The sequence below is a fragment of the Paenibacillus algicola genome, from assembly GCF_005577435.1.
In the GTDB taxonomy this organism is placed as follows: domain Bacteria; phylum Bacillota; class Bacilli; order Paenibacillales; family Paenibacillaceae; genus Paenibacillus_AQ; species Paenibacillus_AQ algicola.
Genome location: NZ_CP040396.1, coordinates 3,557,040 through 3,580,777 on the forward strand (window position 1 = coordinate 3,557,040; position 23,738 = coordinate 3,580,777).

A 23,738-nucleotide genomic window follows, 5' to 3' on the forward strand; every position below is an offset into this window, starting at 1 on the left:
ATAGCTGCCATAGGCTTGGATTTTACAAAAATAAACGGAAAACATCCGCAGCTACAGCGTATATACTAGTAATGTCCTTTTTTGCGAAGTCACTCTTCAAAAATCCAATCCGTTTTTGTAAGATAGAGGAAGAAAGAAGTGGTGAAAACATGCGAAAAACAAGAGTGCTTCTCTTTTCAGAAGGCTTCGGCACAGGACATACCCAAGCGGCGTATGCATTGGCAGAAGGCCTCAAGAGAAAGAATCCGCATATTCAGTGCCGGGTCATTGAGCTTGGCAATTTCCTGAATCCGACAGTAGGCCCGCTGATTCTTTCTGCTTACCGCAAGACGGTAAGCGTCCGGCCCCGGCTTGTAGGCATGCTGTACCGTTCACAATACAAGAAATCGCTGAACAAGCTGACCCGGCTCGCATTGCACCGGATTTTTTATGCGCAGGCTTCCCAGGTCATTCAGCAGCTCAAGCCGGACCTGATTATATGCACCCATCCTTTTCCCAATGCCGTGGTATCCCGGCTCAAGCGTCAAGGACTGCACGTTCCTTTATACACGCTGATTACTGATTATGATGCGCATGGAACCTGGGTAAATCCCGAGGTTGATGAATACCTGGTATCCACGCCGCAGGTGAAGAAGCTGTTGATGCGCAGATCGATCTTATCGCAGTACATACATGTAACCGGCATTCCGGTCCATCCGAAGTTCTGGGATCCTGAGCCTCCCGAGGCTCTCCGGACGGAGCTGGGGTTCAAGAATATGCCAACGATCCTGATCATGGGCGGCGGCTGGGGGCTGATGTTCAATAAGGAGCTGCTCAGCAAGCTGGCATCGAGAGCTGACGATATTCAGCTGATCTTTTGCATGGGACAGAACGAGAAGCTCGTCGCCGAGATGAAGCACAATCCGTTGTTCCGCCATCCGCACATTCATGTGCTGGGATACCGCAAGGATATCCACAAGCTGATGGGCGCCTCGGACCTGCTCATTACAAAGCCCGGGGGCATGACGTGCACGGAAGGAGCCGCCAAGGGCATTCCGATGCTCTTCTACGAGCCGATTCCGGGTCAAGAGGAGGAGAACTGTCACTTTTTTGTGAGTGAGGGGCTTGGTGAGGTACTGGATCAGCCTGCGGTGCTGGATAAATGGCTGCAGCTGCTCTCCTGCCGCTATGAGGACGTTCTGCAGTACCGCCGCCGCATGATGGACGGGGTTTCCCCGCATCTTATGCCTGATCACTGTGTGAATCAAGTGCTCTCCATGCTGAACCGCGAAACCGTGGCCATTCCCCATGGCGTTCAGGTGCTCGTGGATCAATAGTCTATCTGCCATCATTCAATAGTACTGTGCATCCTATATAAAAGGCTGGGCCCGCATGAGCAGCGGGTCCAGCCTTTTTGTGCGATTAGATATGAGGTTGTCTATAAGACTATATCTCCAGACTTTGTCCGGATGTCAGCGGATAGCCTTCAATGCCGGACTGCTTCAGCCGGTTACAAAAGTCCTGTCCATCCTGCTCAATGCCCGGAAAGGTGTTATAGTGTACCGGGATGACCCGTGGTGTGCGCAGCCATTGCGCTGCCAGCAAGGCATCCTGCGGTCCCATCGTGAGCGCATCTCCGATCGGCAGTGCCGCGCAGGCTATAGAATTCATCTCGCCAATCATCCGCAGATCACTGAATAGCGCGGTATCCCCGGCATGATAAAAGGTATGTCCTCCCATGGTGAGCAGCACGCCGGCCGGCTGTCCTGCATATACCCAGGTGTCTCCGTCCGATACGGATGAGGAGTGCAGCGCACTCGTCAGCTTAACCTCAAAGCCGTCATATTTGCGGGCCCCGCCAATATTGAGTCCATCGGCTTGAACCCCTTTTTTGCTGCAAAATACAGCAAGCTCATACACTGCAATAATCGGGCAGTTGTTTCTCCTGGCAAGATCGATGCAATCGCCAAAGTGATCATCATGGCCATGAGTCAGAATGACCGCATCCACTTCAATATTTTCCGGGGACACGCCACTTGGAGGATTGCCGGACAGAAAAGGATCTATAATCACCCTCTTCGCCTCATGCTCAACCAGCGTGCAGGAATGACCGTAATACGTTATTTTCACAGGGTTAGCACCTCCTGCTGTTACATTACCCGAAGGAGGCTATTTGTAAAAAGAATGATTTCCGATTTTTTTCGCAAAGGTTCTGGAATGATGCACCGTCAGGTCTTGAGCTAACGTTAAGGACAGGAAAAAATACGTATCATCGCTGACCGCCTTCTCGCCATGAAGTGCAGCATGCACCGCTTTAATCGTCTCTTCGCTCGGTTTTACCCGGTCCATACGTCCGTTCGCAACGGGACTGAACTGATGCTTCTGGTAAATCACATTTCTAATCGTATCGGGAAAATTGGCTGACCGCAGCCGGTTCAGGACAACATTGGCAACTGCCACTTTGCCTTCGTACGGTTCGCCTTCCGCCTCTGCCATAACAATCTTTTGGAGCAGAAGCAGCTCTTCAGCTGACAAAGCGTATTCCCAGGTAGCGTGCTGCTTCTCATTCTGGGTTAACGTCTTCGTTCTTGTGAAGAATAAAGTTGTGGGGGGGTGTAGGCTGTTCGCCTTGGCATTAACGGCATGAGTCCCCTCTGTGTTCTTCGGCTTCGCCTGGGCCTTAGGTGCTGAATCTTCTGTGCTCTCATCAACGGGCTTGGCTGTGCTTTTCGAATGCTGGCTCGCAGTTGCTTTCTCTTTAGCCTGAGCTTCTTCCTTGTCGGATTCGCTCTCCTGCTGCCGGGGTTCCGGAATAGACAATGCCTTGTCTGGCTCCGGCTTCCAGCCTTGAAGCTGGCTTGAATAATGAAATGCCGGTAGTTGAAACGGTTGGTTCTCATTCGGGCTTGAATGTTGAATCGGTGCTGCATTTGGCTTGACTGCCTGTATCGCTGTGTTGCTTGTTAACTCGGTACTCTGTCGGCTTGCTTCGCCTGGTTGCTGTGCCGAGGCCGCAGATGGCTTGCCGTTCACCAGGGAAGGCTTGCTCTTCTCTGTCTGTTCTGCGGATGTCTGCATTCCCAGCAGGCTTATTAAAGACAAGCTCACTAAAAGCGCTCCGAGCAGCAGAGCGATGAAGCGATTTTGCCTAAACATTGAAATATCCATGTTCTTCCTCCTATAAGTCGGCACATTCCCTCTCTATGTAACCAGAAATTCAGGAGTTGAAAACACCCATTCTCGCAAAAATAAAAAGTTTGAGCGCGCTTCCTCCTGAGAGATCAGCCTGAAAAAGCAGCTCGTTCCTGAACTTCGTACATAGGGCTGGCACCCATCACGGTCCGATACAGCACCAGAGCGTCCGCCGTGAAGCGAACACGCTCTGGTCCCTGCTCCAGGCAGGGGATGGGAATGCGGCCGTCTATAAATTTTCTGGCAGCGGTAATATGAGGCCGGTAAGGGCGTTCCTCCGGCTTTAAGCCGAGGGCTGCCATACTGGCGGTCACACGCTGCTGCAAAACCTGCAGCTCCTTCAGATCTCCGTCCACGCCTGTCCACATGACTCGCGGCGAAGCAGCCAGCCCGAACACCCCGCCCTTCCCGAGCGTGAGTGAAAAAGGCTTCTGTATCACTGCAACGCTGGACAGGCTAGACACCACGGAGGCCGTCATCTCCGGATCCAGATCTCCAAGAAACTGAAGAGTAATATGATAATCCTGCGGGTGCACCCATTTGCGGAAGGACAGATGCTCCTTCAGCTCCTGAGTCCATTGAAGCATAGCGCCGGCTGCTTCCCGGGGCAGCGGCAGGGCGACAAACAAACGCATGACCGAGCTTCGGTCGGCTGCATTCATGCCATAACCTTCTTTCCTTTGTGGTTTGATTGCACCCTTAGAGGATGTGCATTTCCCGCACTAAGTTCTACATGATACCATAAAATCTGAAAAAGGGAATGCAAAAAACTCCCAGCACGCCTGAAACGGCGCCTGTTCAGCCTCTTCAGCTGCGTATATTTCATCAGCTTTGAATCCTGTTGTCAAGTCAGTGAGGCAGGGTTATGGTCATCCTCCATCCCCTTCATGTAAGCGCTATACTCCTTGCCAGATCACGATTTTAAGGGGTGCACCTGTTCCCCTATAGCAGACCCGGTCACTGATGCCGGATGTTTCCCGACATGCATCACTGGTTTAATTCTGATAAAATATTGAACGACCTGGTACTTTTTTCATTCATCTGAAGGAGGAGACCCCATTCATGCCGAAAATTGTTGCATTACACAAGCTTTCCCAGGAAGAACAGAACCGGATCACCGAGGCAGCGCAAGGCTATGAGCTCGTTGTCGGGAAGTATAAGGAGCTTCCATCCGGAACGGTATCCTCTGCGGATATTGTGCTGGGCTGGACCAAGGATGCTCAGGAGGAAGCCTTGCAGGAGAACAGCCGCGTTCGCTGGATCCAGGTTTGGTCCGCCGGTGTCGATAAGCTTCCGTTACAGGACTTCAAAGCCCGGGGCATCCAGCTTACGAATGCCAGTGGTGTGCACAGTATTCCGATTACCGAGCATATTTTCTCGCTGATGCTGGCCTTCAACCGGAATCTTCACCGCGCGATTGAAGGACAAAGCAGCCATCAATGGATCAAAGGCGGAGATTTTCGCGAGCTGTCCGGCAAAACCGCTGTCATCATCGGTGTCGGTCACATCGGAAGTGCTGCGGCGAAGGCAGCGCAAGCCTTTGGAATGAGAACGATTGGCGTCCGCCGCTCTGGCAAGCCTGACCCTTATATTGATGACATGATGACCACAGACAAGCTGAATGATGCCCTTGCGCAAGGAGATTACTGCATTAACATTTTGCCGCTCACGGACGAAACGAAGGGTTTGTTCAATAAAGACCGATTTGCTGCCATGAAGAAAGGAGCTTTCTTCGTCAACGTGGGCCGCGGACCTAGTGTAGTTACCTCCGCCCTTGTCGAGGCGCTGCAATCCGGACATCTGGCCGGCGCCGGACTGGATGTGTTCGAGGAGGAGCCGCTTCCAGCGGACCACCCGCTGTGGGATATGCAGCAGGTCATTATGACCCCGCATACGGCCGGTGATACGGTTCATTATAACGAACGGATTATGGATATATTTATAGACAATCTGAAGGCTTATGCAGATGAAAAGCCCTTGCCGCGCAACGTCATTGATTATGAGCGGGCGTACTAAGAGCTGTCAGCAGCTTCAATATAGATAGCAATATCCCGGCAGTGTGACTGTCGGGATTTGCTATGATTACATACTCTGGCACAGCCATATATCCCGCGTAAAGGTACCCTTGCGCGTCTGTACATGTCTCAGCACGGTCCAGCCGGCGTCTGCAAGGAGCGTCTCCAGCGGCTCGGTCGCTACGATTACGACCCGGCCCGTCAGGCGGCGCAGCGACCTGAGCATCTGTATTTTCTCTTCCTCCGGAAGCACTGAGCAGACGTTGTACGGCAGATCCAGCACAGCTGCATCATAGCGGCCGCTGCGGTCATTCATATCCTGAATTCGTACACAGTCCTCGCCATACCCGTAATGCCTCAGATTGACTCTCGCACCCTGCACAGCAAGCGGATTTAAGTCGCCGCCTTCTGCTCTGAGCCCCATTGAGAGCGCCTCAATGAGCACATTGCCCATGCCGCAGCAGGGGTCAAGGAACGTCGTTCCCTCCAGCCGGGGTGCTGCAATATTGACGAGTGCCCGCGCGGTCCGCGAGCTGAGGCCTGTCGAATAATTGTGCGGCTTGGAGGTATGCTCCAGCCACTGCCGCGGAGGCAGGTGCAGCTCACCGAGCAGCCATTTCCCTCCCGTGGCGGCCAGGCCGAAGGTGACATCCGGCGACTTCATTCGGGCCTGTCCCTGAATACAAGCGCCGATGCTCCTTTCCCGTGTTCGCTGCTCTTCATAGCTGCAGGCATCGCTTTCTTTCAGGTAGACGACCTTGAAGGTCATCTCCTCCGGCAGAGAGAGGCTAGCTGCCTGAAGCGCCAGCTCCTCGACCGTTGAAGCGGCAAACCAGACATCCAGCCGCGCTGTCAGAAACGGACTCCGGTCCGGGTTTACAGCTCTTTCACTGAATAGCAGGCCCCGGCTGGACGGTGCAGGCGATGATTTCAGCGTAACAGGAAAAGATCCTAGCAGCTCTGACAGCTCCAGCGCGCACAACGCCTGCTCGGATTCATGGGCAGCATAGGTGTAAAGATATGCATCCATCATGCTCATCCCTGCCGCATCACCTGAGACAGCAGGCGGTAAGAGCTCAGGCGCTGTTCATAGCTGCCCAGCGGCGGCGTAAAGATCATAAATTCACTGCAGCCGTAGTACTCTGCCATCAGCAGCAGCCGTGAATGTACCTTGTCCGGCGTGCCCGTAATGACCCGCCGCTCTTTCTCTCCTTCTTCCATAGGAAATCCGGGCATTACGGCCTGCTCCGCCAAGGCCTCGGCTTCCCCCGGTACCGCGGCACAAATCACACTCACAGCAACCATAGCTGCCGGTGACGGCTGCAGCGGCGATACTGTGAAGCTCTCCCGGTATTGTGCCAATATTTCTTTGCCGTCCTTCTCACTCATAAACTGACCGAACACATAACCTGTCCCGTGCTCAGCCGCCAGGGCAGCACTCTTGGTGTTCGTACCCAGCATCCAGAGTGCCGGCTGGATCTTGGGCACCGGCTTAGCGGTTACTGCAGCTCCCTCATACGTATAAGCATCCTGAAGCAGATCGCTCAGCGCCTTCACCCGATCACGCATCTCTGCCACATGCGAGAGGTAATTGCCGCTCAGTGCCATCGAAGCATGGGCGGAGCCTCCGGGAGCTCGCCCGATGCCCAGATCTACCCGATCCGGGAACAGCGCTGCCAGCATGCGGAAATTCTCCGCTACCTTGAGCGGACTGTAATGCGGGAGCAGCACCGCTCCTGATCCCAGGCGAATCTGCTTCGTAGCCGCGCCAATTCGCGCCAGCAGCACCTCCGGCGAAGCGCAGGACAGCTGGTCCATATCATGATGCTCTGCCGCCCAGTAACGATGATATCCCCAGTGCTCCGCCTCCTGTGCAAGTGTTACAGCCTGCTGCAAGGCTTCTTCAAAGCTTGATTCCCCGGTGTGCGGAACGAGATCAAGCACGCTTAACGACAGCTGTTGCATGTGAACCCCCTCCTGATGACGTTCTCTTGCCGTTCATTAATCCAGGTCATAGATAGAGCCGACCTTTAATCCAAACAGCTCGTTATAGATTTTCTCTGCGAAGGCGTCCGTCATGCCTGCAATATAATCAATGACCATATGCTCCCAGGTCCAGATCGGCTGTGACCGCTTCTGATCCTCTTCATAGCGCTGGAGCCAGTCCGAGGGAATAATGGCTTTGGACGATTCCGGATCGAGAAACGCGCCCCATAGGCGCCGGATAATCCACTCGCTGCGCTTTTGCAGCCGCTGGACGCGAAGATCGCGGATCATTGTCACCCAGGCGAAGCTTTTGAGCACACTGACCGTTCTCAGCATATCCTCGTCCTCCGCGCCCTCCTTCACGAACGTCACCTTTTTCCAATCTCCATCCGGAATGACGCCCAGGCTCCCGACAAACAGGCTGACCCAATACGCCTTCACCTCGCGCCGGGTGCGGGAATAATCATGCTGACACAGGGGCAGCTTCTCATTCCAGACACGCTGGAAGTCATCCAGCACCTGTGCTACCTTCGGGCCGATGCTCTCCGGCTGCCAGCCGCTCCAGAAATCATCCTCCAGTGTCGTAATCTTCTCCACAATGAGCCGGTTCAGATGTCCGTCTCTCAAAAAATGCTCATGCACCTCAATCTTGCCCGCTTTAATTCCATCCTCCAGATCATGCGCGGAATACGCGATGTCATCGCAAAGATCCATCAGCTGCGCTTCCAGCGTCCGCTTCTTGTCCGGAATTTCCCAGACCTGCCGAATCTGTGAAATATACTCCCACTCATGGCGGTACATGCCCTTGGGCTTCTCCAGCCCGGAAAAAGGATACTTGTTCACGCCCAGCAGCACGGCATCGGAGAGGTTCAAGCCGTTAACATCCTCTCGTTTCTCCAGAAACATCATCAGACGGAAATTATGTGCATTGCCTTCAAAATGCTCATATTTCTCCCGCATCAGCCGCTTCACCCGCAGCGCCTCTGCGGGGTCCGGAATGCCCGGCTGCTTCGCCAGCTCCTGCTCCGTCTTCCGGTCCACCAGCTTATCCAAAATATCCTGAAGCACCTCCTCGCCCTTATGGCCAAACGGAGGATGCCCGAAATCATGCGCGATCGCCGCGCACTCTACAACCTCGGGATCGATGATCAGACCGGCACTCTCTGCCGACTCCGGCAGCACCTCCGGGTAAGAGCGAAGCAGGCTGCGCGAGGCCTCCCTCGCAATCTGCGCCACCTCCAGGGAATGCGTCAAGCGCGTGCGGTAGTAATCTCCCGTGCCGGCCCCGAATACCTGCGATTTGCCCTGCAGCCGCCGAAAGGTCGGCGAATGAATCAGGCGGGAATAGTCCCGCTCATAAGCGGCCCGGGTTACGTCCTGCTTCGTCTGCTCCGGATATTGCCGATGCTCCCGCAGAGACTTCAATATATGCTCCATACTGTTCCACTCCTGTAACCAGTCTCTCTGTCTTGTGTTCTAATTATATGTTATTCCTGACGGTATTGAAAAAGGATGTCAGGTATTTTTGGAGTTTACTTCTTTCCATGAGATGCATTCCGATCATCCCGAAGTTCTTTTTGCAGCTCCAGAACAGCATGGTTTAATGCTTCAAGCTTCTTCTCAACTCGCAGCAGCAAGAATCCGGCTACCACAATTGGAAATCCCAGGTTTGAAACCACAGAGCTCATCAGTGTAATCCAAGAAGAATCCTGCATACATCACTCGCCTCCTTTCCTTTATCGACGTTGTGTCGTAACACTGAGTACACCTATTCCTTGAAATGAGATATCGCCTCCGCTTGCTACAAATATTGTACCTTCTTCAGGATATATCGCTGACGATCCAAGGAAGAACCTCGGACGAATCTCGGGACAAAAAAAGTAGGAACACACGTTCCTATTTAGCAGTGCTTGTCCCGTTGTATATTAGCTCATAGCTCTGCCATTTCCCTTCGCCTTGCTCCCCTTACGCAGCTTCTCCAGGTGAAGCATTCCCCGATCTGCAAACGCAAGAGCCAGCTTGTAAAAAGCGCGGCTGCGGATTTTGGCATACGTATCCTTGCTGACGGGCGGCTCCAGCATGTGATTGTACACCTTGTAATCATAAACGTCGTCCTGCTTCAAATACCGCTCTCGAATCAGCCGCTGCTCCCGTTCACTCAGCCGTTCTACCATGAGATCAATCGTATCGCAATACTGCTTCCTTGCGGCAGGGACATCCATGTTCGTATTCTCTGCCTGCGCAGTCTGCTCTGAGGTTCCATTGGTGGGACCCTGAGATCTGTCACCGTATAAAGCGGTCAGATCGGTTTCCCGGGCTTCAAAGGTGATGGTTTTATAAATGCGGTATTTTTCAAACAAGGCTTCAATGGCCTGCTGGGTCTTGCGGCGATCCAATTCCGGTAAATGGTGATTCATGCTTCTCACTCCTTAAAAAAATGTAGTGCGGGCTCAAAGGCTCTTCCATTTATCGAAGTTCCTGTTCCCATTTTGTTCGTATTTAAGATCAATATACCACTATTTGGTGTTTGTCGTAAAACAGGAATGCGTGACCCTTTTTGAATGCTGCTTAAGATATGCTCTTGTTTCCTTGCCTTTTGGCAACGATACGCAGAATTTAGAACCTGTTGGCAACACGTAGGCTCGTGTTTATACTATATAAAGGATGCAGTATATTTGAACGTTTAGGAGTGGCGGATGTGGAGCAAGCATTTGGCGAGTATCTGAAAACACTTCGGGAAGATCAGAATCTCAGCATCAGTCAGCTATCGCAGGCGGCCGGCATTAGCGGCTCCCAAATTTCCCGGATTGAAAACGGCCTGAGAGGGATTCCCAAGCCGCAAACGCTCCGCAAGCTCGCGGAGGCGCTTCAAGCTCCTTATGAAGAGATGATGCAGGCGGCAGGATACTGGGAGGATCTGCAGTCCTCCGAGGACGAAGACAAGCTCGTGATTCCGGAATGGGCCACCAACAAGGACAAGAGGGATTTCAAGCACCTGCTCGAGGATGACGGAGAGCTTATGTTTGATGGAATTCCGCTGGACCAGGAGGACAAGCAGCGTATCAAGGACGTCCTGACCGGACTCTTCTGGGAGGCCAAGAAAATGAACAAGCGCGGCAGGAACAAGCCATAGTTGTCCAGAATGTTAGGGGAGAGATTAAGTAAACGCTGACTCCCGTTAAATTTAGTAAAGCTGCAGGTGAATATCATGGATGATCTGCTTCAAGCACTTGTACGCAAGCTCGTACGCAAACATCATACAAGCTGTCCTTTTACACTGGCTTCGCTGCTCGGCGTTCACATCCGTTATGCTGATCTCGGCAAGTCTACCAAGGGGCTTTACGTCCGGAAGCTACGGCGGCGATTCATTGTCATTCATTCCAGGCTGCCTTTGGAGTGGCAGCGGTTCGTCTGTGCCCATGAGCTGGGTCATGATCGGCTGCATAAAGGGATCAGCCGTTTGTTTTTGGAGGATCACTCGTACTTTTCGCCAGGGAAGCTTGAACGCCAGGCCCATCGCTTCGCCATTCTGCTCCTTACCGCTAACGTGACACTGCAGCCCGACGAATCATTGAGAGAGTATTATTTAAGAGCCGGCATTCCACAGGAAATGCTTTATTTTTTTGATATTTAACCGAACACACGTTCTTAATCAGGCGTGCTTGACGGATTGTAATTATTGCATGCTCACTTTATGATAGTTCTATCGATCTGTGTATTTATTCGGGAGGGAATGTATTGTGGCCGTATTCATAAACGAACAAATTCAAGCATCAGAGGTGGTCCTTAGCGGATTAAACGGAGAGCCGCTCGGGGTGTTGTCCCGGGAAGAGGCTCTTGCGATGGCCCGCTGGTATAAAGCCGACCTACTCTGCACCTCGCTGATGAGCAGCCCGCCGCCCTGCAGACTTGTTGCTAAAGGGAAAGGAAAGGCCTTCGCGCAAGGGCAGAAAAGAACGGAGAACAACAGCCGCCCCGCCGCGGACAAGAAGTCCAAAGGAACAGCGAAGGAAAAAGTAAAAGAGCTAAGATTTACTGCGCACATCGAGGAGCATGATTACGATACCAAGCTGCGCCAGGCAGACAAGCATCTCCGCTCCGGCAAGCCGGTGCAGCTTGTGGTCAGAGCCTCCGGCGCCAAAGAGGCTGCCGCCGCTAAAGCCGTGCTGGAGCGTCTCTTGACCGATCTTAAGGAATCCGGAACAAAGGAGACCGGGATCCAGTCCAGCGGTAAAGGCGCTCAGGTCAAAGTGAATCCGCGCTAATGGAAGAGAAGCTTCGGCTCATTCGCAGATGCTGACCATCATAGGGGATTTGTTAATGGAAGCTAAGTGACCAGGAAATCGATCGATGATCTTAAACCAAATGACATGCTAGAAGCATGGGTCTGGTCTACAACGACATTTGGCGATGAGCTTATTGAAGTGACCGAAATCACCGCAATACAAAGCAAAGAGTAGGATTTATCCCCTACTCTTTGCTTGTACTCGTTTAGTTTGGTTGGACCCGTGTAACACCATTATAGATATAACGTCCAGGAGCTCCATCGCTGCCTCGATTTAGAATGAGAGCACTCAGTTGATCGTGTTACTGCGTTGTTCGGTTGTTCGGTTGTTCGATTGTTCGGCTTCATTTCATTAATGCGGCACCTGCGACTCGAAATCCTGCCGGCTGCCGAGATCGCCGTGGTAGAACAGCACATCTCCGTCCAGCAGCGGAAACCTCTGTCCGGCAGGGTTGTGGATACTGTCCTGAAAGCCCTCAAGCCGCCACTGATTCATATGCGGGGCATGGATATACTGCAGATGCGGATGGGCAACATCCCCATTCCGCACGCTTTCGAGGTCAAAGTTCACGATAATGTATCCCTCTTTCAAGAACAGGTCTGATTGCTCGTCCAGTCCATAGCGCCGGGCATATTCCGGCAGCGAGGTCCCCTGCGGCACCGCATAGACCTCCGCCGGCAGGCTGTATTCGCCGTACCAGCGCTGGATCGCGGCACTCGCCCGGTAAGGATCTACCGTAGGCGGAAGGCCAGCCTTAGGACCGATCAGGGTCCGCAGCTGGGACGGCAGCAGCAACCAATCATAACGGCCAATCCATGTTTTCTCCGTGCTCACCTGCTGGAGGTAGCGGCTCGTGTAGGGCTGCAGCGCCTCTCCTTGCGGACCTCTCTGGTACTGGTAAGCGGCCGTATCGAGCAGCTCCTGCAGCGGCACATTGCGCAGCCGGGTATTCAGCGTGATCTCCCGCTTCACCGTATCCTGCGGGGAGCCGATTGGAATGAAGTACTCCTTCCCGCGGTGGTAGTACAGGTCCACCGGCTGGCGACCCCTGCCATCTAAATGGACAAAATCAAATCGCGGTGTGATGGCGATACCGTCACTTGACCCGAACAAATTGCCCTTGGTCTTCACATCAAACTTGAAGTGGTAGCCCGTCTTCACGGCGGCATTAGCGTAGCCGGCCTGCGGGTGCTTGCCCGGTGCAATCGGCAGGGTGTATGGCAGCACGTTGCCACGGCTGCCTCCATCCAGATGCTGCAGGCCGGTCCAGTACACCTTGCCGGTATGCTCTCTGCTTCCTTTCGCGGTGCGGAACACCGTCTCCCATGTGTAATCAGCAATATCCGTCACCTTGAAGTCATACAGCCGCCCGATCACGTCCACACTGACCTCATCCACCGCAGCGTGGTGCGGGAGATGAAGGTTTGCCTCCCGTTCCCAGCTGTAGTCTGCCGGAGCATTCTCAGCCAGCGTCCTGAAGTATACCTCGTACTCGCCTTCGTCGACCCATACCGGCAGGAAGAACTCCGTATCCAGCTGGTGAACCGGAATGTCGATCCACGTATGCTTCGGGATAAAGGTGCTTCGATCTGCCTGATAAACATCAAACGGAAAGCGAACCTGCTTACTCCGAACATAGCGGGCATAATCCCGGTTCCCGTAGCCGGGAAAGGACGACGCCTCCAGATGCTGTCCGGAGGTTGGGATCCGGACGGTGAAGGGCCGATCCAGAATGAAGGCCGCCCGGGTAGGATGGGGCTCCGTCTTTTGGTTGTGCGCCTGGTCATCGGACACTGAGGCATAGAGGACAACCGGAGTATGTATTGTCACTGGATTAATGGATGAAATCGGAAAGACCGGATCGACTCCACTGCCCTGGATCTGGACGGGCATCCGCTGGTAAGCCAGGGTGCCCTGGCTGGGCGCCCGGGAGCGGTTGATTTTATCCGCCGAGATCACATGGTTCGGACTGTACAATACATCAGGATGAATCCAGCCGGGCGCAGGAAGGGCCGATGGCGCCGGGCCCGACTCCTCCACCAGCGAGCTGTCCAGGATCAAGCTTTGGTTGAAGGTCAGGTGATCATTCCGGACCTTGACGGGCGTGACTGCTTCTTCCGCATAGGCTGTGAAATCCTCGGCTGGCACCTGGTCACCGGCGACCGTCTTGAGCGGCAAAGTGACCGCGTTGATGGAAGGCTCCAGAAGGTGCTCCCCCGCCGTTGCAGCAGCATAGGAAGGCGGCGTATATCCTGCCGGGCGCAGGGTCATCGTACCACCGGACAGGGCATAGTTCATCAGCTCCGCCTCCTGCAGCTGATACACCTCCAGTTTCCCGATCACCCAGTAAGCGTAAGGTCGCTCTACAGTGTACTCCTGAGTCACCGTTTCGCTGCGCTGCTTGCGGACGGTTATCGTCGTGGGCTTTCCGCTGGCATCCGGCGGCCCATTTTCTTCCTCATCCCACTGAAGCAGATACGGCTGTGTGACCGGAACCGTGTATGTACACGTTCCGTGCATGTTCACAAACTCATTTTGATATAGATATGACCGCGCCATCACGTTGCCGTAGAGAGATTCCGAGGTCGGGATGCCCTGAAGCACGTCAAAGCGCTCCTGCCCCCGTGGATCTGCCCGAATTACGGCGGTCGCCGACGGGTCCATAACACTTCCCGTCACCGAGTCGCCTGGAACGGGCGCGGTGCAGCCGCCTCCCGGCGCGGGCGGCGGACCACAGTCTCCCACGCACCCGCCGTCTTGAACGGTCAGGGTGAGCGAGGCGGTCAGGACGTAGCCCTCATCATTCGGGGTCTCCTGCTTCCGCCAAACCGCGGTGACGGTCGCCGTCCCCGGGCTGACGCCTTTGACCTTGCCCGAGCTTCCGACAAGGCTAACAACAGACTGCTTGTCTGTGCTCCAATCGGCAGCGTAGGAGATATTCACCGGCGCGCTGAAATCGACTTGCCCGGGAGACAAGGTCGAAACCGCGGCGGCCAGACTCGTCTCCTCACCGATATCCAGCGTGGCCTTACCGGTGAGGGTGATTTTTTTCTCCTCGATTACGTCCCCACGCCAGTAGATGTTGATGGGGGTGTAGTAGCCAAAGGTCCACTTGCTCCAGTCCAAATAGCAGCCGCAAGCATCGCTCCAGGCTTTGTTGCCGGTGTCTTCTCTCATAAATTGATTATATTTATTAGAACTCATAGAAATTCTGCCGGTTCTAGAGGTAATCATAACAGCAGTTTTTAGATCTGTAATTTCCAGTGAAGTAATTTTTGATTCTTCATCTTGTCTCCCATCCACCGTTTCAACTTTAACAATGATAGGATTCTTGACTTTAACGGGATGCGCAGGCAAGCCTTGATAATCTTTATACTCATGAGGCTTGTACAAGGGATTATTTTTCATTTCAATTTTGTCTACAACTTCATTCGTAGCTGGCCATGGCGTAGACTCACTGCCAATGTTGTTAGTAAATACATATCCACCCGATGCGCGATAGCTAGTTGCGCGGAATCTTCCGTCGTCAATTTGTGTCCAGTACACTCCTGGAGTAGACTCTCTCAATCCTTCTACCTGGGTCACTTTTATTTGATGCGAAGTGGGTCCTTTAGAAGGCGAGGGTTTAAATTCGGGTGAGACTAAGGGTTTGTTATCTTCGATATCAGAACTAACCACATTTAAGGGGGTTGCTACTACGTGCGTGTTCCATGACACTGTAAACACTAAAATTACTGTACATAAAACATATAATTTCCTCATTACATATGTTTCTCCTCAATCATTCAGGTCTTGGAATAGAGAAAGTTGTAAGGGTACCGTATCTCCCCATCGAACCACCATTACTGCTAGCCTTCCATTCTCTATTCAAAAACTTATGCATCCAAAATTTTCGCGGGACTTTTTCTTTAAAGAATCCTGATGTCAGGTAATTATCATCTCTTGGAAGGACCGTCAGACCAAATTTTTTGATTGTTCCACTTTCAAATCCTCTTCCTGTGGTGAAGTTATAAACAGTTGCTGACGCAAAAGCGGCATTTGATAACGATGTATTGTTGTTTGGAACCACTGTGGCCTCGAGAAAGACATTGTACATGTCACCCCTTACCGAAATACTGAAATCCGAGTCTATAAACATCCTTGCGTACAAATTGTTATGTTGAGTTGAGGATTTTGCATCTGTAACAATCATTCGATGAACGGTCATAGTCCCACTGTTGTACAACATTGGATAGGATTTGTTTGAAAATCTAGTGAAGTCCGCAATTTCAGTGGTGCCTAATATTTTAGGATACTCATGCGGCGTCGCCGACAGCAGATTCGTCCCCGTCAACCCAACCTCACGCATCTCCTCCAGATCCTGATAATCTGACGCCTCTTTAAGTTGTACCTGCTGATATCGGGACAGAATGACAGCAACCTCTGCCCGGGTCGTTGGCTGAGATGGACCGAAAGTACCGTCCAGATAACCCGTCATCAGTCCTGTGCCAAGCACCACCGATAGATAGGGATAGTCGCTCGGGTTTAATCCACCCTTGTAGTACTCAGCCACTGGTACTAGCGTATCCTTTGTATCCGACAGCGCCTGTTTAAATCCTTCATTTCTGGCTGCAAGCCCTGACGCCATCCACTTCGCCATCTCACGGCGGGTTAATGCCTCGTCTGGCTTAAAGCCGCCCGAGTAATCTGACGGCGTCAGAAAGCCCATCCCGATGGACTGTTCAATGCCAGATCTTCCCCAGTGACCTACAATATCTGCAAAAGTGCTAGAGTCATTCTCAACCGCGTTGCTCGAAATCCGTGACAGCAGTACGGCAAATTCCGCCCGCGTGATATGGGCTTGCGGCCGAAACGTCCCGTCGGCATATCCTTTGAAATACCCTTTAGCTACGGCATCCTCAATAGAAGCTTTAGCCCAGTGACTTGCTGGCACATCGTTAAACGAAGCTTTGGCTGCTTCCGCTGACTCCCCGTTCCCCAGTATGGCACCTATACACATTGCACCTGCCATAAGCGTCATCCACATTTTCTTCACACTCTTTCTCCTCCTCAATCCATTTTGCCTGCACCGAGAATCTTGTGTATCTCAATCAGCAAGCGACAAGCAGTGTTCTCACATTTGATGCTAATGAACACAGTTTTCAAAAAATGATTGATATACTTTTTAAGGTATATACCAATGCGTTAACGTTCCATTTCTGCCCATAGTTCCTCCATTAACACTTACTTCTTTATCTCTATTTAAGTATTGATGCATCCAAAAACGACGTGGAACATCTTTTTTGAAGAATCCGGTTCTCAAATAATCATCATAGGCAGGTAAGACTGTCGTTCCGAAGTGATCAGAAGTTGAACTTTTAAATCCTCTTCCAGTTGTGAAATTGTATAGAGTAGAACTAGGAAAGGCAGCATTCGTCAAAGAAGCATTATCGTTTGGAATAATAGTAGATTCTATAAATACATTATAGAATTTGTCTTTAATCGGTCTGGTAAAATCACCCGCCAAAAACATCCTTCCGTACAAATTCTTGGATTCTGTTTTGCTAACTGCATCCACAACGATCATTCGATGCACGGTCATTGTTCCCCGATTGTAAAGCATCGAATAGGGCGTGTTCGCAAAATTCTCAAAACTGAGTGGTTCCGTGGTTCCGTGCAACTTCGAGTACACATGCGGCGTCGCCGACAACAAATTCGTCCCCGTCAACCCAACCTCCCGCATCTCCTCCAGGTCTTGATAATCTGACGCCTCTTTAATCTGTACCTGCTGGTATCGAGATAGAATGACAGCAACCTCTGCCCGGGTCGTTGGCTGGGATGGACCGAAGGTGCCGTCCAGGTAACCCGTCATCAATCCTGTGCCAAGCGCCACCGATAGATAGGGATAATCGCTCGGGTTTAATCCACCCTTGTAGTACTCAGCCACCGGTACTAGCGTATCCTTCGTATCCGAAAGTGCCTGTTTGAATCCCTCATTTCTGGCTGCAAGCCCTGAAGCCATCCACTTTGCCATCTCACGGCGGGTTAATGCCTTGTCTGGCTTAAAGCCGCCCGAGTAATCTGACGGCGTCAGAAAGCCCATCCCGATGGACTGTTCAATGCCAGATCTTCCCCAGTGACCTGCAATATCTGCAAAAGTGCTAGAGTCATTTTCTACCACGTTGCTCGAAATCCGTGACAGCAACACGGCAAATTCCGCCCGCGTGATATGGGCTTGCGGCCGAAACGTCCCGTCGGCATATCCTTTGAAATACCCTTTAGCTACGGCACTCTCAATAGAAGCCTTGGCCCAGTGACTTGCTGGCACATCGTTAAACGAAGCTTTGGTCGCTCCCACCACCTTAGCGCCCCCTAGGAATAGCCACATACATAGCGCGCCTGCCATAAATGCTTTCCACGTGTTCTTCATTCTCTTCTCCCGTTAAATTCGGTATTTCTTTCCAGATTCAACTACAACTATGTATAACAACATTGCTTTTGATAAACGGTAAAAGATTCAATCTTTTACCACGGATAAGTATTTTGTTATGGACTTCTTTATCTAGATAGTGGGATGGACCACGAAGTCAAGGTACCATTTCCAATTCTACCCATATCCCCACCATTGTCATTAGTGCTTGTATCTTTGTTTAAATACTGATGCATCCAAAAACGTCGGGGCACATCCTTTTTAAAAAATCCGGTCTTTAGGAAGTTGCCTGATTCCGGAAGAGTAGTTAATCCATACCTTAACGTGCTACTACTTTGGAATCCCCTCCCAGTCGTGAAGTTATAAAGGGTCGAATTAGGAAAAGCTGCGCTCGTTAAAGATGTGTTGTCATTTGGAACAACCGTTGTTTCTAAGAACACGTTGTAAAATCGGTTTTGTACCGGAAACGTAAAATCACTATCCATAAACATCTTGCCATATAAATTCTTAGATTCTGTTTTGCTCACTGCATCGACTACGATCATTCTATGTACAGTCATCGTTCCCCGATTATATAGCATGGGGTAAGGTTTGTTGGCAAAATTGTCAAAACTGGTAATTTTATTTGATCCATAAATGGTATGATACTCATGCGGCGTCGCCGACAACAAATTCGTCCCCGTCAATCCAACCTCACGCATCTCCTCCAGATCCTGATAATCTGACGCCTCTTTAATCTGTACCTGCTGGTATCGAGACAGTATGACGGCAACCTCTGCCCGGGTCGTTGGCTGGGATGGACCGAAGGTGCCGTCCAGGTAACCCGTCATCAATCCTGTGCCAAGCACCACCGATAGATAAGAGTAATCGCTCGGGTTCAATCCACCCTTATAGTACTCAGCCACTGGTACTAGCGTATCCTTCGTATCCGACAGCGCCTGTTTAAATCCCTCATTTCTGGCTGCAAGCCCTGACGCCATCCACTTCGCCATCTCACGGCGGGTTAATGCCTCGTCTGGCTTAAAGCCGCCCGAGTAATCTGACGGCGTCAGAAAGCCCATCCCGATAGACTGTTCAATGCCAGATCTTCCCCAGTGACCTGCAATATCTGCAAATGTGCTAGAGTCATTCTCTACCACATTGCTCGAAATCCGTGACAGCAGTACGGCAAATTCCGCCCGCGTGATATGGGCTTGCGGCCGAAACGTCCCGTCGGCATATCCTTTGAAATACCCTTTAGCTACGGCACCCTCAATAGAAGCTTTAGCCCAGTGACTTGCTGGCACGTCGTTAAATGAAGCTTTGGCTGCTCCCACCACCTCAGCGCCCCCTAGGAACACCCCCATACATAGTGCGCCTGCCATAAATGGTCTCCACGTGTTCTTCATTTGCCTTGTCCTCCTCGACCAGCTCCGCTCCTTCTGAAATTGAAATCCTCCCCTCCTCTTAGTCAGCAAGCGACAAAACTCGCACTACAGGAAATTCTACCCATCTATTGCTATTTCCTCCTTATGAAGTCCTCAAGTACCAAAAAAAGCAGAGCCCGCCCAATGTCTCGGCAAGCTCCGCTTTATACGGCAGCAGGTAAGTATTTACAGTCAGTGTAGCACGGACCCTGTATAAAATCAATTGAAACGTACGTCTCCAATCCCGAAGCCCGGGGCCCAGATGGAGAACAAATACGCAGCACCTGCTGCAGCTGCCAGCAGCAGCATAATGACCAGATCATATCTGGAATATCGGGATTCGTAGAAAAAGGTTCTGCCCTTCCCCTGATCCCCGTCAAATTGCTTGGCTTCCATCGCCGCCGCGACGCGGTGGGCCCGGCGGATGCTTTGAGCCAGCAGCGGCACCGCGAACATATTGGCCCGCTCCGCCAGGCCGCGAATTCCTTTTACCGGACGCATACCGCGCACCTGAAGGGCCTGTCTTCGAATCAGAAACTCTTCCCACACCATCGGCAGCAGCCGAATGGAGGCCATAAAGCTGTACGCAAACTTAGGAGCCAGCTTCAGCTTCTGCATCAGTCCATAGAAGAGGGCTACCGAAGACGTGGTCGTTACGAATAACAGCCCTTCCGCAGCAAACGCAATCCCTTTAAATCCAAGATGCAAACCGCGGTAGAAGCTTTCCTCCGACACTTTAAACAGCCCCCACTCCCACCAGATGGTCTCTCCCTTCCCGAACAGCATCATCGTGGAAGCCGAGGAAACAAACGCGATCAGAAAGGGCAGTGAAAACAGCCCGATCTTCCACAGCTTCAAGCCGCAGAGCAGTACCAGACAAACCGTAAACACCGCAGCCTGATACATTATAAAATCCAGATTGTGCGTCAGCACCGTCATGGTGAACAGCAGCAGCAGAATACCCAGCTTGACTACAGGGTTAGCTTTATGCAGCCATGTGATTCGATCCTGTCCCCATACATTCATACCCCCACCTCCACGACACTGCTGAAGGATTCGGCCTTGGCCGCACATGCTTCCTTATCATACATGCCGCGGCTTGTCTGCCGGGACAGCAGCCGCCCCTGACCGATCTCCCAGATCTCGCGGGCCGCCTGATGAGCAATTTCCATCTCATGGGTGACCATCAAAATGGCGGTTCCCGCCTCATTCAGCTCCTGGCACAGCTCGAGGATGGCAAAGGTATTCCGGGCATCCTGCCCGAAGGTCGGCTCATCCAGCAGCAGAACGTCAGGCTTGCGGACCATCGCCGTTGCGACGCTCAGCCTTCGCTTCTGTCCGGTGGACAGCTGGTACGGATGCCGATCCTCCAGTCCCTTCAAGCCGAAACGGGCAAGACAGACCTCCGCTTCCTGCATCGCTTTCTCTGGAGTGTACCCTTCCACGATCAAGGAATAAGCAACCTCATCGAGCACCCGCTCGCACACAAATTGCAGCTCCGGATTCTGAAACACAAATCCGATGCGGCGAAGCGCCTGCTCCCGCTGCTTGCGCACCCGCCGCTGACTGCCCGCCGGTATGACCTGCTCTCCAAGCCGATACATGCCGGTGAAGGGCAGCAGACCCATCAGGCCGAGTAACAGCGAGCTTTTGCCAGCACCATTATGTCCGATAATGGCTGTGAAATCCCCTGGATACACCCGCGCTTCATCAACATGAACAATAGGCTGCTTTCTTCGCAGCACCTGAAATTGGTTCAACTCCAGCACAGGTGCAGGATTGCCTGTCTCTGTCAGAGGTCCTCCCTTCAGCTGACCCGGGACTCTGCCTTCCACCAAGCGCGATGACCGCTCCGGTTGCGTGGACCGAAACTCCTGCCATACTCCCGGGTGCCAGATGCCGTACTGCTTCAGCTCCTGACGATAGTCACCAAAAATAAAATCCGGTCTCCCATCGCCCAGAATCTGGCCCTCCGGTCCAAACAGCACCACCCGGTCCACGTAATGAAGCATCTCGTCGATCCGGTGCTCCACGATAACGAGCGTTCGGTCCCCTGAAACCGCCTTAACAGCTTCCCAGATTTGCTCCCGCCCTTCCGGGTCAAGCAAAGCTGAGGGCTCATCCAGGAACAGCACCTCCGGCTCCAGCAGCAGAGCTGATGCCAGCGCCAGGCGCTGCTTCATACCTTGCGACAGTGTGGAGATCGGTGTATGCATGTCGGGCAGCTTCAGCCCGACAGCGTCAAGGGCTTCCCGCATCCGATCTCTCATATGGTCTCGCGGGACCTGTAAATTTTCCAGCACAAACGCTAATTCTTCATCGACATAAGGCATACAGAACTGCGTGTCTGGATCCTGAAACACATATGCCCATGAAGACGGATGCAGTTGGTCCGCGCATTTCATCGGCACTTCTACGGCTCTCGGAATCATTCCGCTCAGCACCTGAATGAGCGTAGATTTACCGCAGCCGCTCGGTCCCAGCAGCAGAATCTTTTCCCCCCGCTTTGCTTGAAAGCTAAGATCTCTGAACAGCAGCGGACCGTCTCCCGGAAACTTCAGCCGGAGATCCCGAACGGATGCGGCAATCGGCTCCACCGCTTCCGCCGTATCCAGCACCCTTGCAGCCGGCTCAGCCATTCCGTGCATCATCCAGAGCCGCATAGTCTTTGGAGGAGGCCGGATTCAGCAGCGAGGTCACCCCGGTCCGCTCCAGCGCCTTCGCCAGCGCCAGCATGGCCAGGCCCGCAATCAGCACACCGCTGATGACGCGCATGGAATACTTGTATATGAACATCCACAGTGCATAATCATCGGTATAGCTTAAGTAGAAGTCCATGAACATAGAGCCGAAGGCTGCTGCAGCCCCGGCCAGGGCAACCACCCAGGCCCCCGTTTTGCGATAGCGGAATGCGGCAAATACCAGCTCACAAGCTAGTCCCTGAATCAAGCCGTACAGCAGCAGATTCAAGCCCCACCCGCTTCCGAACAGTACCTCGATGTGCGCAGCAGCGAGCTCGGCAATGACAGCGACTCCGGGCTTTCGGATCAGCAGAAACGCAAGCGTCGCCGCCGCAAACCACATGCCGTACATGAGCTCGCCCGCCTCAGGAAACAGCGGCTTGAACAAGCTGTACACCGATGCCCAGAAATGATACACCACTCCAAATACTAACGAAATTAATACGGTGACGAGAATGTCACTGAGGCGAAGCCCCTTTTTTACCGGTAAACCTCCCAATGTCTTGCTTTGCATGTCCTTCATCCTCTCTTCTTCCTAGAATAACTTGCAAGAACGACAAAAAACCGCCTGGACACAAGCGCAGACGGAAAACAGACCCAATAGACACAAAGGGACGCGGATATTCTCTACGCTGGCATTACCCAGTTCAGATTAACGGTCAGCAGCAGGATCTTATCTGCAATCTCAGCCTGATTCACTCAAGCCCCCGTAGTCCATATTCGGTTTTTGGCTGACTTAAAAATACACAGATTTCCAACAATTTGCAAGAGTTTTTTTCACAGCGCTGCGTCTTATTGATTTCACCCTTGTTCTATGTCAATATAGTTCAGAATAGGAATGCTTCGTAAACGCCTGACACACGCGGTTTAAGGTTAAAGGAGAATATTATGGCCAAAACATTACTGAGACTGATGACCGAGCTTTCCTCCCGCCGATGGGTATCCCGGGTAATGGGACGCTTTTCACACAGCGGGCTAAGCCGTTATCTGATCCCGACATTTATTAAAGCCTATCAAATTCCAGCCCACGAGGCGGAAAAAGAAATTCAGGAATACCGGTCGCTGAACGAGTTCTTCTCCCGCCGGCTAAAGATCGGCATGCGCGAGATTGATACGACGGCGGACGCGATGACCTCTCCCGTGGACGGCATTATTACCGGCATGGGAGAAATTCATGCAGGAACCATTCTAAATGTGAAGGGCCAGGATTATACCGTGGGCGATCTGCTCGCGCAGTCTCCCCGCATGGAAAATTACATGCATGGATATATGTATGTCCTGTACCTGAGCCCGACAGATTATCACCGCATTCACTCCCCCGTTACCGGCACCCAATCGGAAAGTGAATATCTCAAAGGCAAGGTGTATCCTGTCAATGATTTTGCAATGACGCATATCCGGGGAGTGTTGAGCCGGAACGAGCGGCTGATCACATACATTGCCCATGGATTTGGCGAGGTTGCTGTGGTGAAGGTCGGTGCCATGAACGTCAGCAGCATCCGCTATGCGGATGAATCACGCACCCAGTGGAGCATCGGGGACGAGCTGGCTTATTTTGAATTCGGTTCCACCGTTGTCCTGCTGACCGAGAACGGAACCTTTACCCCCCGCGGCGATCTCAAAGTCGGCGATAAGGTCCGAATGGGAGAGCTCCTTGGCCTGCTGCACCCTCCTGCGAGCAAAGGCTAGCGGCCCCTGTCCTGTCACATATCTGTATAACCAAG

The 23,738-nt window shown here is 52.4% G+C and carries 21 protein-coding genes; 6 read left to right on the forward strand and 15 right to left on the reverse strand.

Annotated features, from left to right (window positions below):
- Nucleotides 1-149: 149 nt before the first annotated feature.
- On the forward strand, nucleotides 150-1,316 hold the full coding sequence (locus tag E6C60_RS16675) for an MGDG synthase family glycosyltransferase (protein WP_138226869.1): 1,167 nt from the start codon (nucleotides 150-152) through the stop codon (nucleotides 1,314-1,316).
- Between the two features lie 109 nt (nucleotides 1,317-1,425).
- Here the strand turns inward: E6C60_RS16675 and E6C60_RS16680 are convergent, their stop codons facing one another.
- The 3 genes from E6C60_RS16680 to thpR form a co-directional block, all read right to left on the reverse strand.
- Nucleotides 1,426-2,109: a metal-dependent hydrolase gene (locus E6C60_RS16680; protein WP_138226870.1), complete on the reverse strand. Its 684-nt coding sequence runs from the start codon at nucleotides 2,107-2,109 to the stop codon at nucleotides 1,426-1,428.
- A 39-nt stretch (nucleotides 2,110-2,148) separates the two neighbouring features.
- Nucleotides 2,149-3,147: a cell wall hydrolase gene (locus tag E6C60_RS16685; protein ID WP_138226871.1), complete on the reverse strand. Its 999-nt coding sequence runs from the start codon at nucleotides 3,145-3,147 to the stop codon at nucleotides 2,149-2,151.
- Between the two features lie 113 nt (nucleotides 3,148-3,260).
- Complete coding sequence (gene thpR, locus E6C60_RS16690) at nucleotides 3,261-3,833, reverse strand: RNA 2',3'-cyclic phosphodiesterase (RefSeq protein ID WP_138226872.1); 573 nt, start codon at nucleotides 3,831-3,833, stop codon at nucleotides 3,261-3,263.
- Between the two features lie 400 nt (nucleotides 3,834-4,233).
- Between thpR and E6C60_RS16695 the strand changes: the two genes are divergently transcribed.
- Nucleotides 4,234-5,187: a D-2-hydroxyacid dehydrogenase gene (locus E6C60_RS16695; RefSeq protein WP_138226873.1), complete on the forward strand. Its 954-nt coding sequence runs from the start codon at nucleotides 4,234-4,236 to the stop codon at nucleotides 5,185-5,187.
- A gap of 66 nt (nucleotides 5,188-5,253) precedes the next feature.
- Here the strand turns inward: E6C60_RS16695 and E6C60_RS16700 are convergent, their stop codons facing one another.
- From E6C60_RS16700 to E6C60_RS16720, 5 genes are all read right to left on the reverse strand, one after another.
- Nucleotides 5,254-6,219: a TRM11 family SAM-dependent methyltransferase gene (locus tag E6C60_RS16700; protein WP_233281044.1), complete on the reverse strand. Its 966-nt coding sequence runs from the start codon at nucleotides 6,217-6,219 to the stop codon at nucleotides 5,254-5,256.
- A gap of 2 nt (nucleotides 6,220-6,221) precedes the next feature.
- Nucleotides 6,222-7,151, reverse strand: coding sequence for an MsnO8 family LLM class oxidoreductase (locus E6C60_RS16705; protein WP_138226875.1), 930 nt, complete (start codon nucleotides 7,149-7,151; stop codon nucleotides 6,222-6,224).
- Nucleotides 7,152-7,187: 36 nt separating this feature from the next.
- Nucleotides 7,188-8,609, reverse strand: coding sequence for a deoxyguanosinetriphosphate triphosphohydrolase family protein (locus E6C60_RS16710; protein WP_138226876.1), 1,422 nt, complete (start codon nucleotides 8,607-8,609; stop codon nucleotides 7,188-7,190).
- 95 nt (nucleotides 8,610-8,704) lie between these two features.
- Nucleotides 8,705-8,887, reverse strand: coding sequence for a YvrJ family protein (locus tag E6C60_RS16715; protein ID WP_138226877.1), 183 nt, complete (start codon nucleotides 8,885-8,887; stop codon nucleotides 8,705-8,707).
- Between the two features lie 210 nt (nucleotides 8,888-9,097).
- The gene (locus E6C60_RS16720; RefSeq protein ID WP_138226878.1) at nucleotides 9,098-9,589 is read right to left on the reverse strand and encodes an ArpU family phage packaging/lysis transcriptional regulator; all 492 of its coding nucleotides are present in this window, start codon (nucleotides 9,587-9,589) and stop codon (nucleotides 9,098-9,100) included.
- Between the two features lie 281 nt (nucleotides 9,590-9,870).
- Here E6C60_RS16720 and E6C60_RS16725 point away from each other — a divergent pair, with 281 nt between their 5' ends.
- The 3 genes from E6C60_RS16725 (at nucleotide 9,871) to infC (ending at nucleotide 11,437) form a co-directional block, all read left to right on the forward strand.
- The gene (locus E6C60_RS16725; protein WP_138226879.1) at nucleotides 9,871-10,305 is read left to right on the forward strand and encodes a helix-turn-helix domain-containing protein; all 435 of its coding nucleotides are present in this window, start codon (nucleotides 9,871-9,873) and stop codon (nucleotides 10,303-10,305) included.
- A gap of 75 nt (nucleotides 10,306-10,380) precedes the next feature.
- Entirely contained in the window at nucleotides 10,381-10,806 is a 426-nt protein-coding gene (locus E6C60_RS16730) for an ImmA/IrrE family metallo-endopeptidase (RefSeq protein ID WP_138226880.1), read from the forward strand.
- Nucleotides 10,807-10,912: 106 nt separating this feature from the next.
- Nucleotides 10,913-11,437: a translation initiation factor IF-3 gene (gene infC, locus E6C60_RS16735; protein WP_138226881.1), complete on the forward strand. Its 525-nt coding sequence runs from the start codon at nucleotides 10,913-10,915 to the stop codon at nucleotides 11,435-11,437.
- A 372-nt stretch (nucleotides 11,438-11,809) separates the two neighbouring features.
- Here infC and E6C60_RS16740 read toward each other — a convergent pair whose 3' ends face one another.
- The 7 genes from E6C60_RS16740 to E6C60_RS16770 all read right to left on the reverse strand — a co-directional run bounded on the left by E6C60_RS16740 (nucleotide 11,810) and on the right by E6C60_RS16770 (nucleotide 22,528).
- Entirely contained in the window at nucleotides 11,810-14,662 is a 2,853-nt protein-coding gene (locus tag E6C60_RS16740) for a DUF5704 domain-containing protein (protein WP_233281045.1), read from the reverse strand.
- Nucleotides 14,663-15,239: 577 nt separating this feature from the next.
- Nucleotides 15,240-16,484 carry an S-layer homology domain-containing protein gene (locus tag E6C60_RS16745; protein ID WP_233281259.1) on the reverse strand — a complete coding sequence of 415 codons (1,245 nt, stop codon included), beginning with the start codon at nucleotides 16,482-16,484 and terminating at the stop codon, nucleotides 15,240-15,242.
- Nucleotides 16,485-16,622: 138 nt separating this feature from the next.
- Nucleotides 16,623-17,867: an S-layer homology domain-containing protein gene (locus E6C60_RS16750; protein WP_138226883.1), complete on the reverse strand. Its 1,245-nt coding sequence runs from the start codon at nucleotides 17,865-17,867 to the stop codon at nucleotides 16,623-16,625.
- Between the two features lie 128 nt (nucleotides 17,868-17,995).
- Complete coding sequence (locus tag E6C60_RS16755; protein WP_138226884.1) at nucleotides 17,996-19,255, reverse strand: S-layer homology domain-containing protein; 1,260 nt, start codon at nucleotides 19,253-19,255, stop codon at nucleotides 17,996-17,998.
- Between the two features lie 237 nt (nucleotides 19,256-19,492).
- Entirely contained in the window at nucleotides 19,493-20,299 is an 807-nt protein-coding gene (locus tag E6C60_RS16760) for an energy-coupling factor transporter transmembrane component T family protein (protein WP_138226885.1), read from the reverse strand.
- Complete coding sequence (locus tag E6C60_RS16765) at nucleotides 20,296-21,921, reverse strand: ABC transporter ATP-binding protein (RefSeq protein WP_407669169.1); 1,626 nt, start codon at nucleotides 21,919-21,921, stop codon at nucleotides 20,296-20,298. The genes E6C60_RS16760 and E6C60_RS16765 overlap by 4 nt, the downstream gene beginning before the upstream one ends.
- Nucleotides 21,905-22,528: an ECF transporter S component gene (locus tag E6C60_RS16770; RefSeq protein WP_138227862.1), complete on the reverse strand. Its 624-nt coding sequence runs from the start codon at nucleotides 22,526-22,528 to the stop codon at nucleotides 21,905-21,907. The genes E6C60_RS16765 and E6C60_RS16770 overlap by 17 nt, the downstream gene beginning before the upstream one ends.
- A 374-nt stretch (nucleotides 22,529-22,902) precedes the next feature.
- Between E6C60_RS16770 and asd the strand changes: the two genes are divergently transcribed.
- Entirely contained in the window at nucleotides 22,903-23,703 is an 801-nt protein-coding gene (gene asd, locus E6C60_RS16775; protein ID WP_138226887.1) for an archaetidylserine decarboxylase, read from the forward strand.
- The last annotated feature ends 35 nt before the right edge of the window (nucleotides 23,704-23,738 follow it).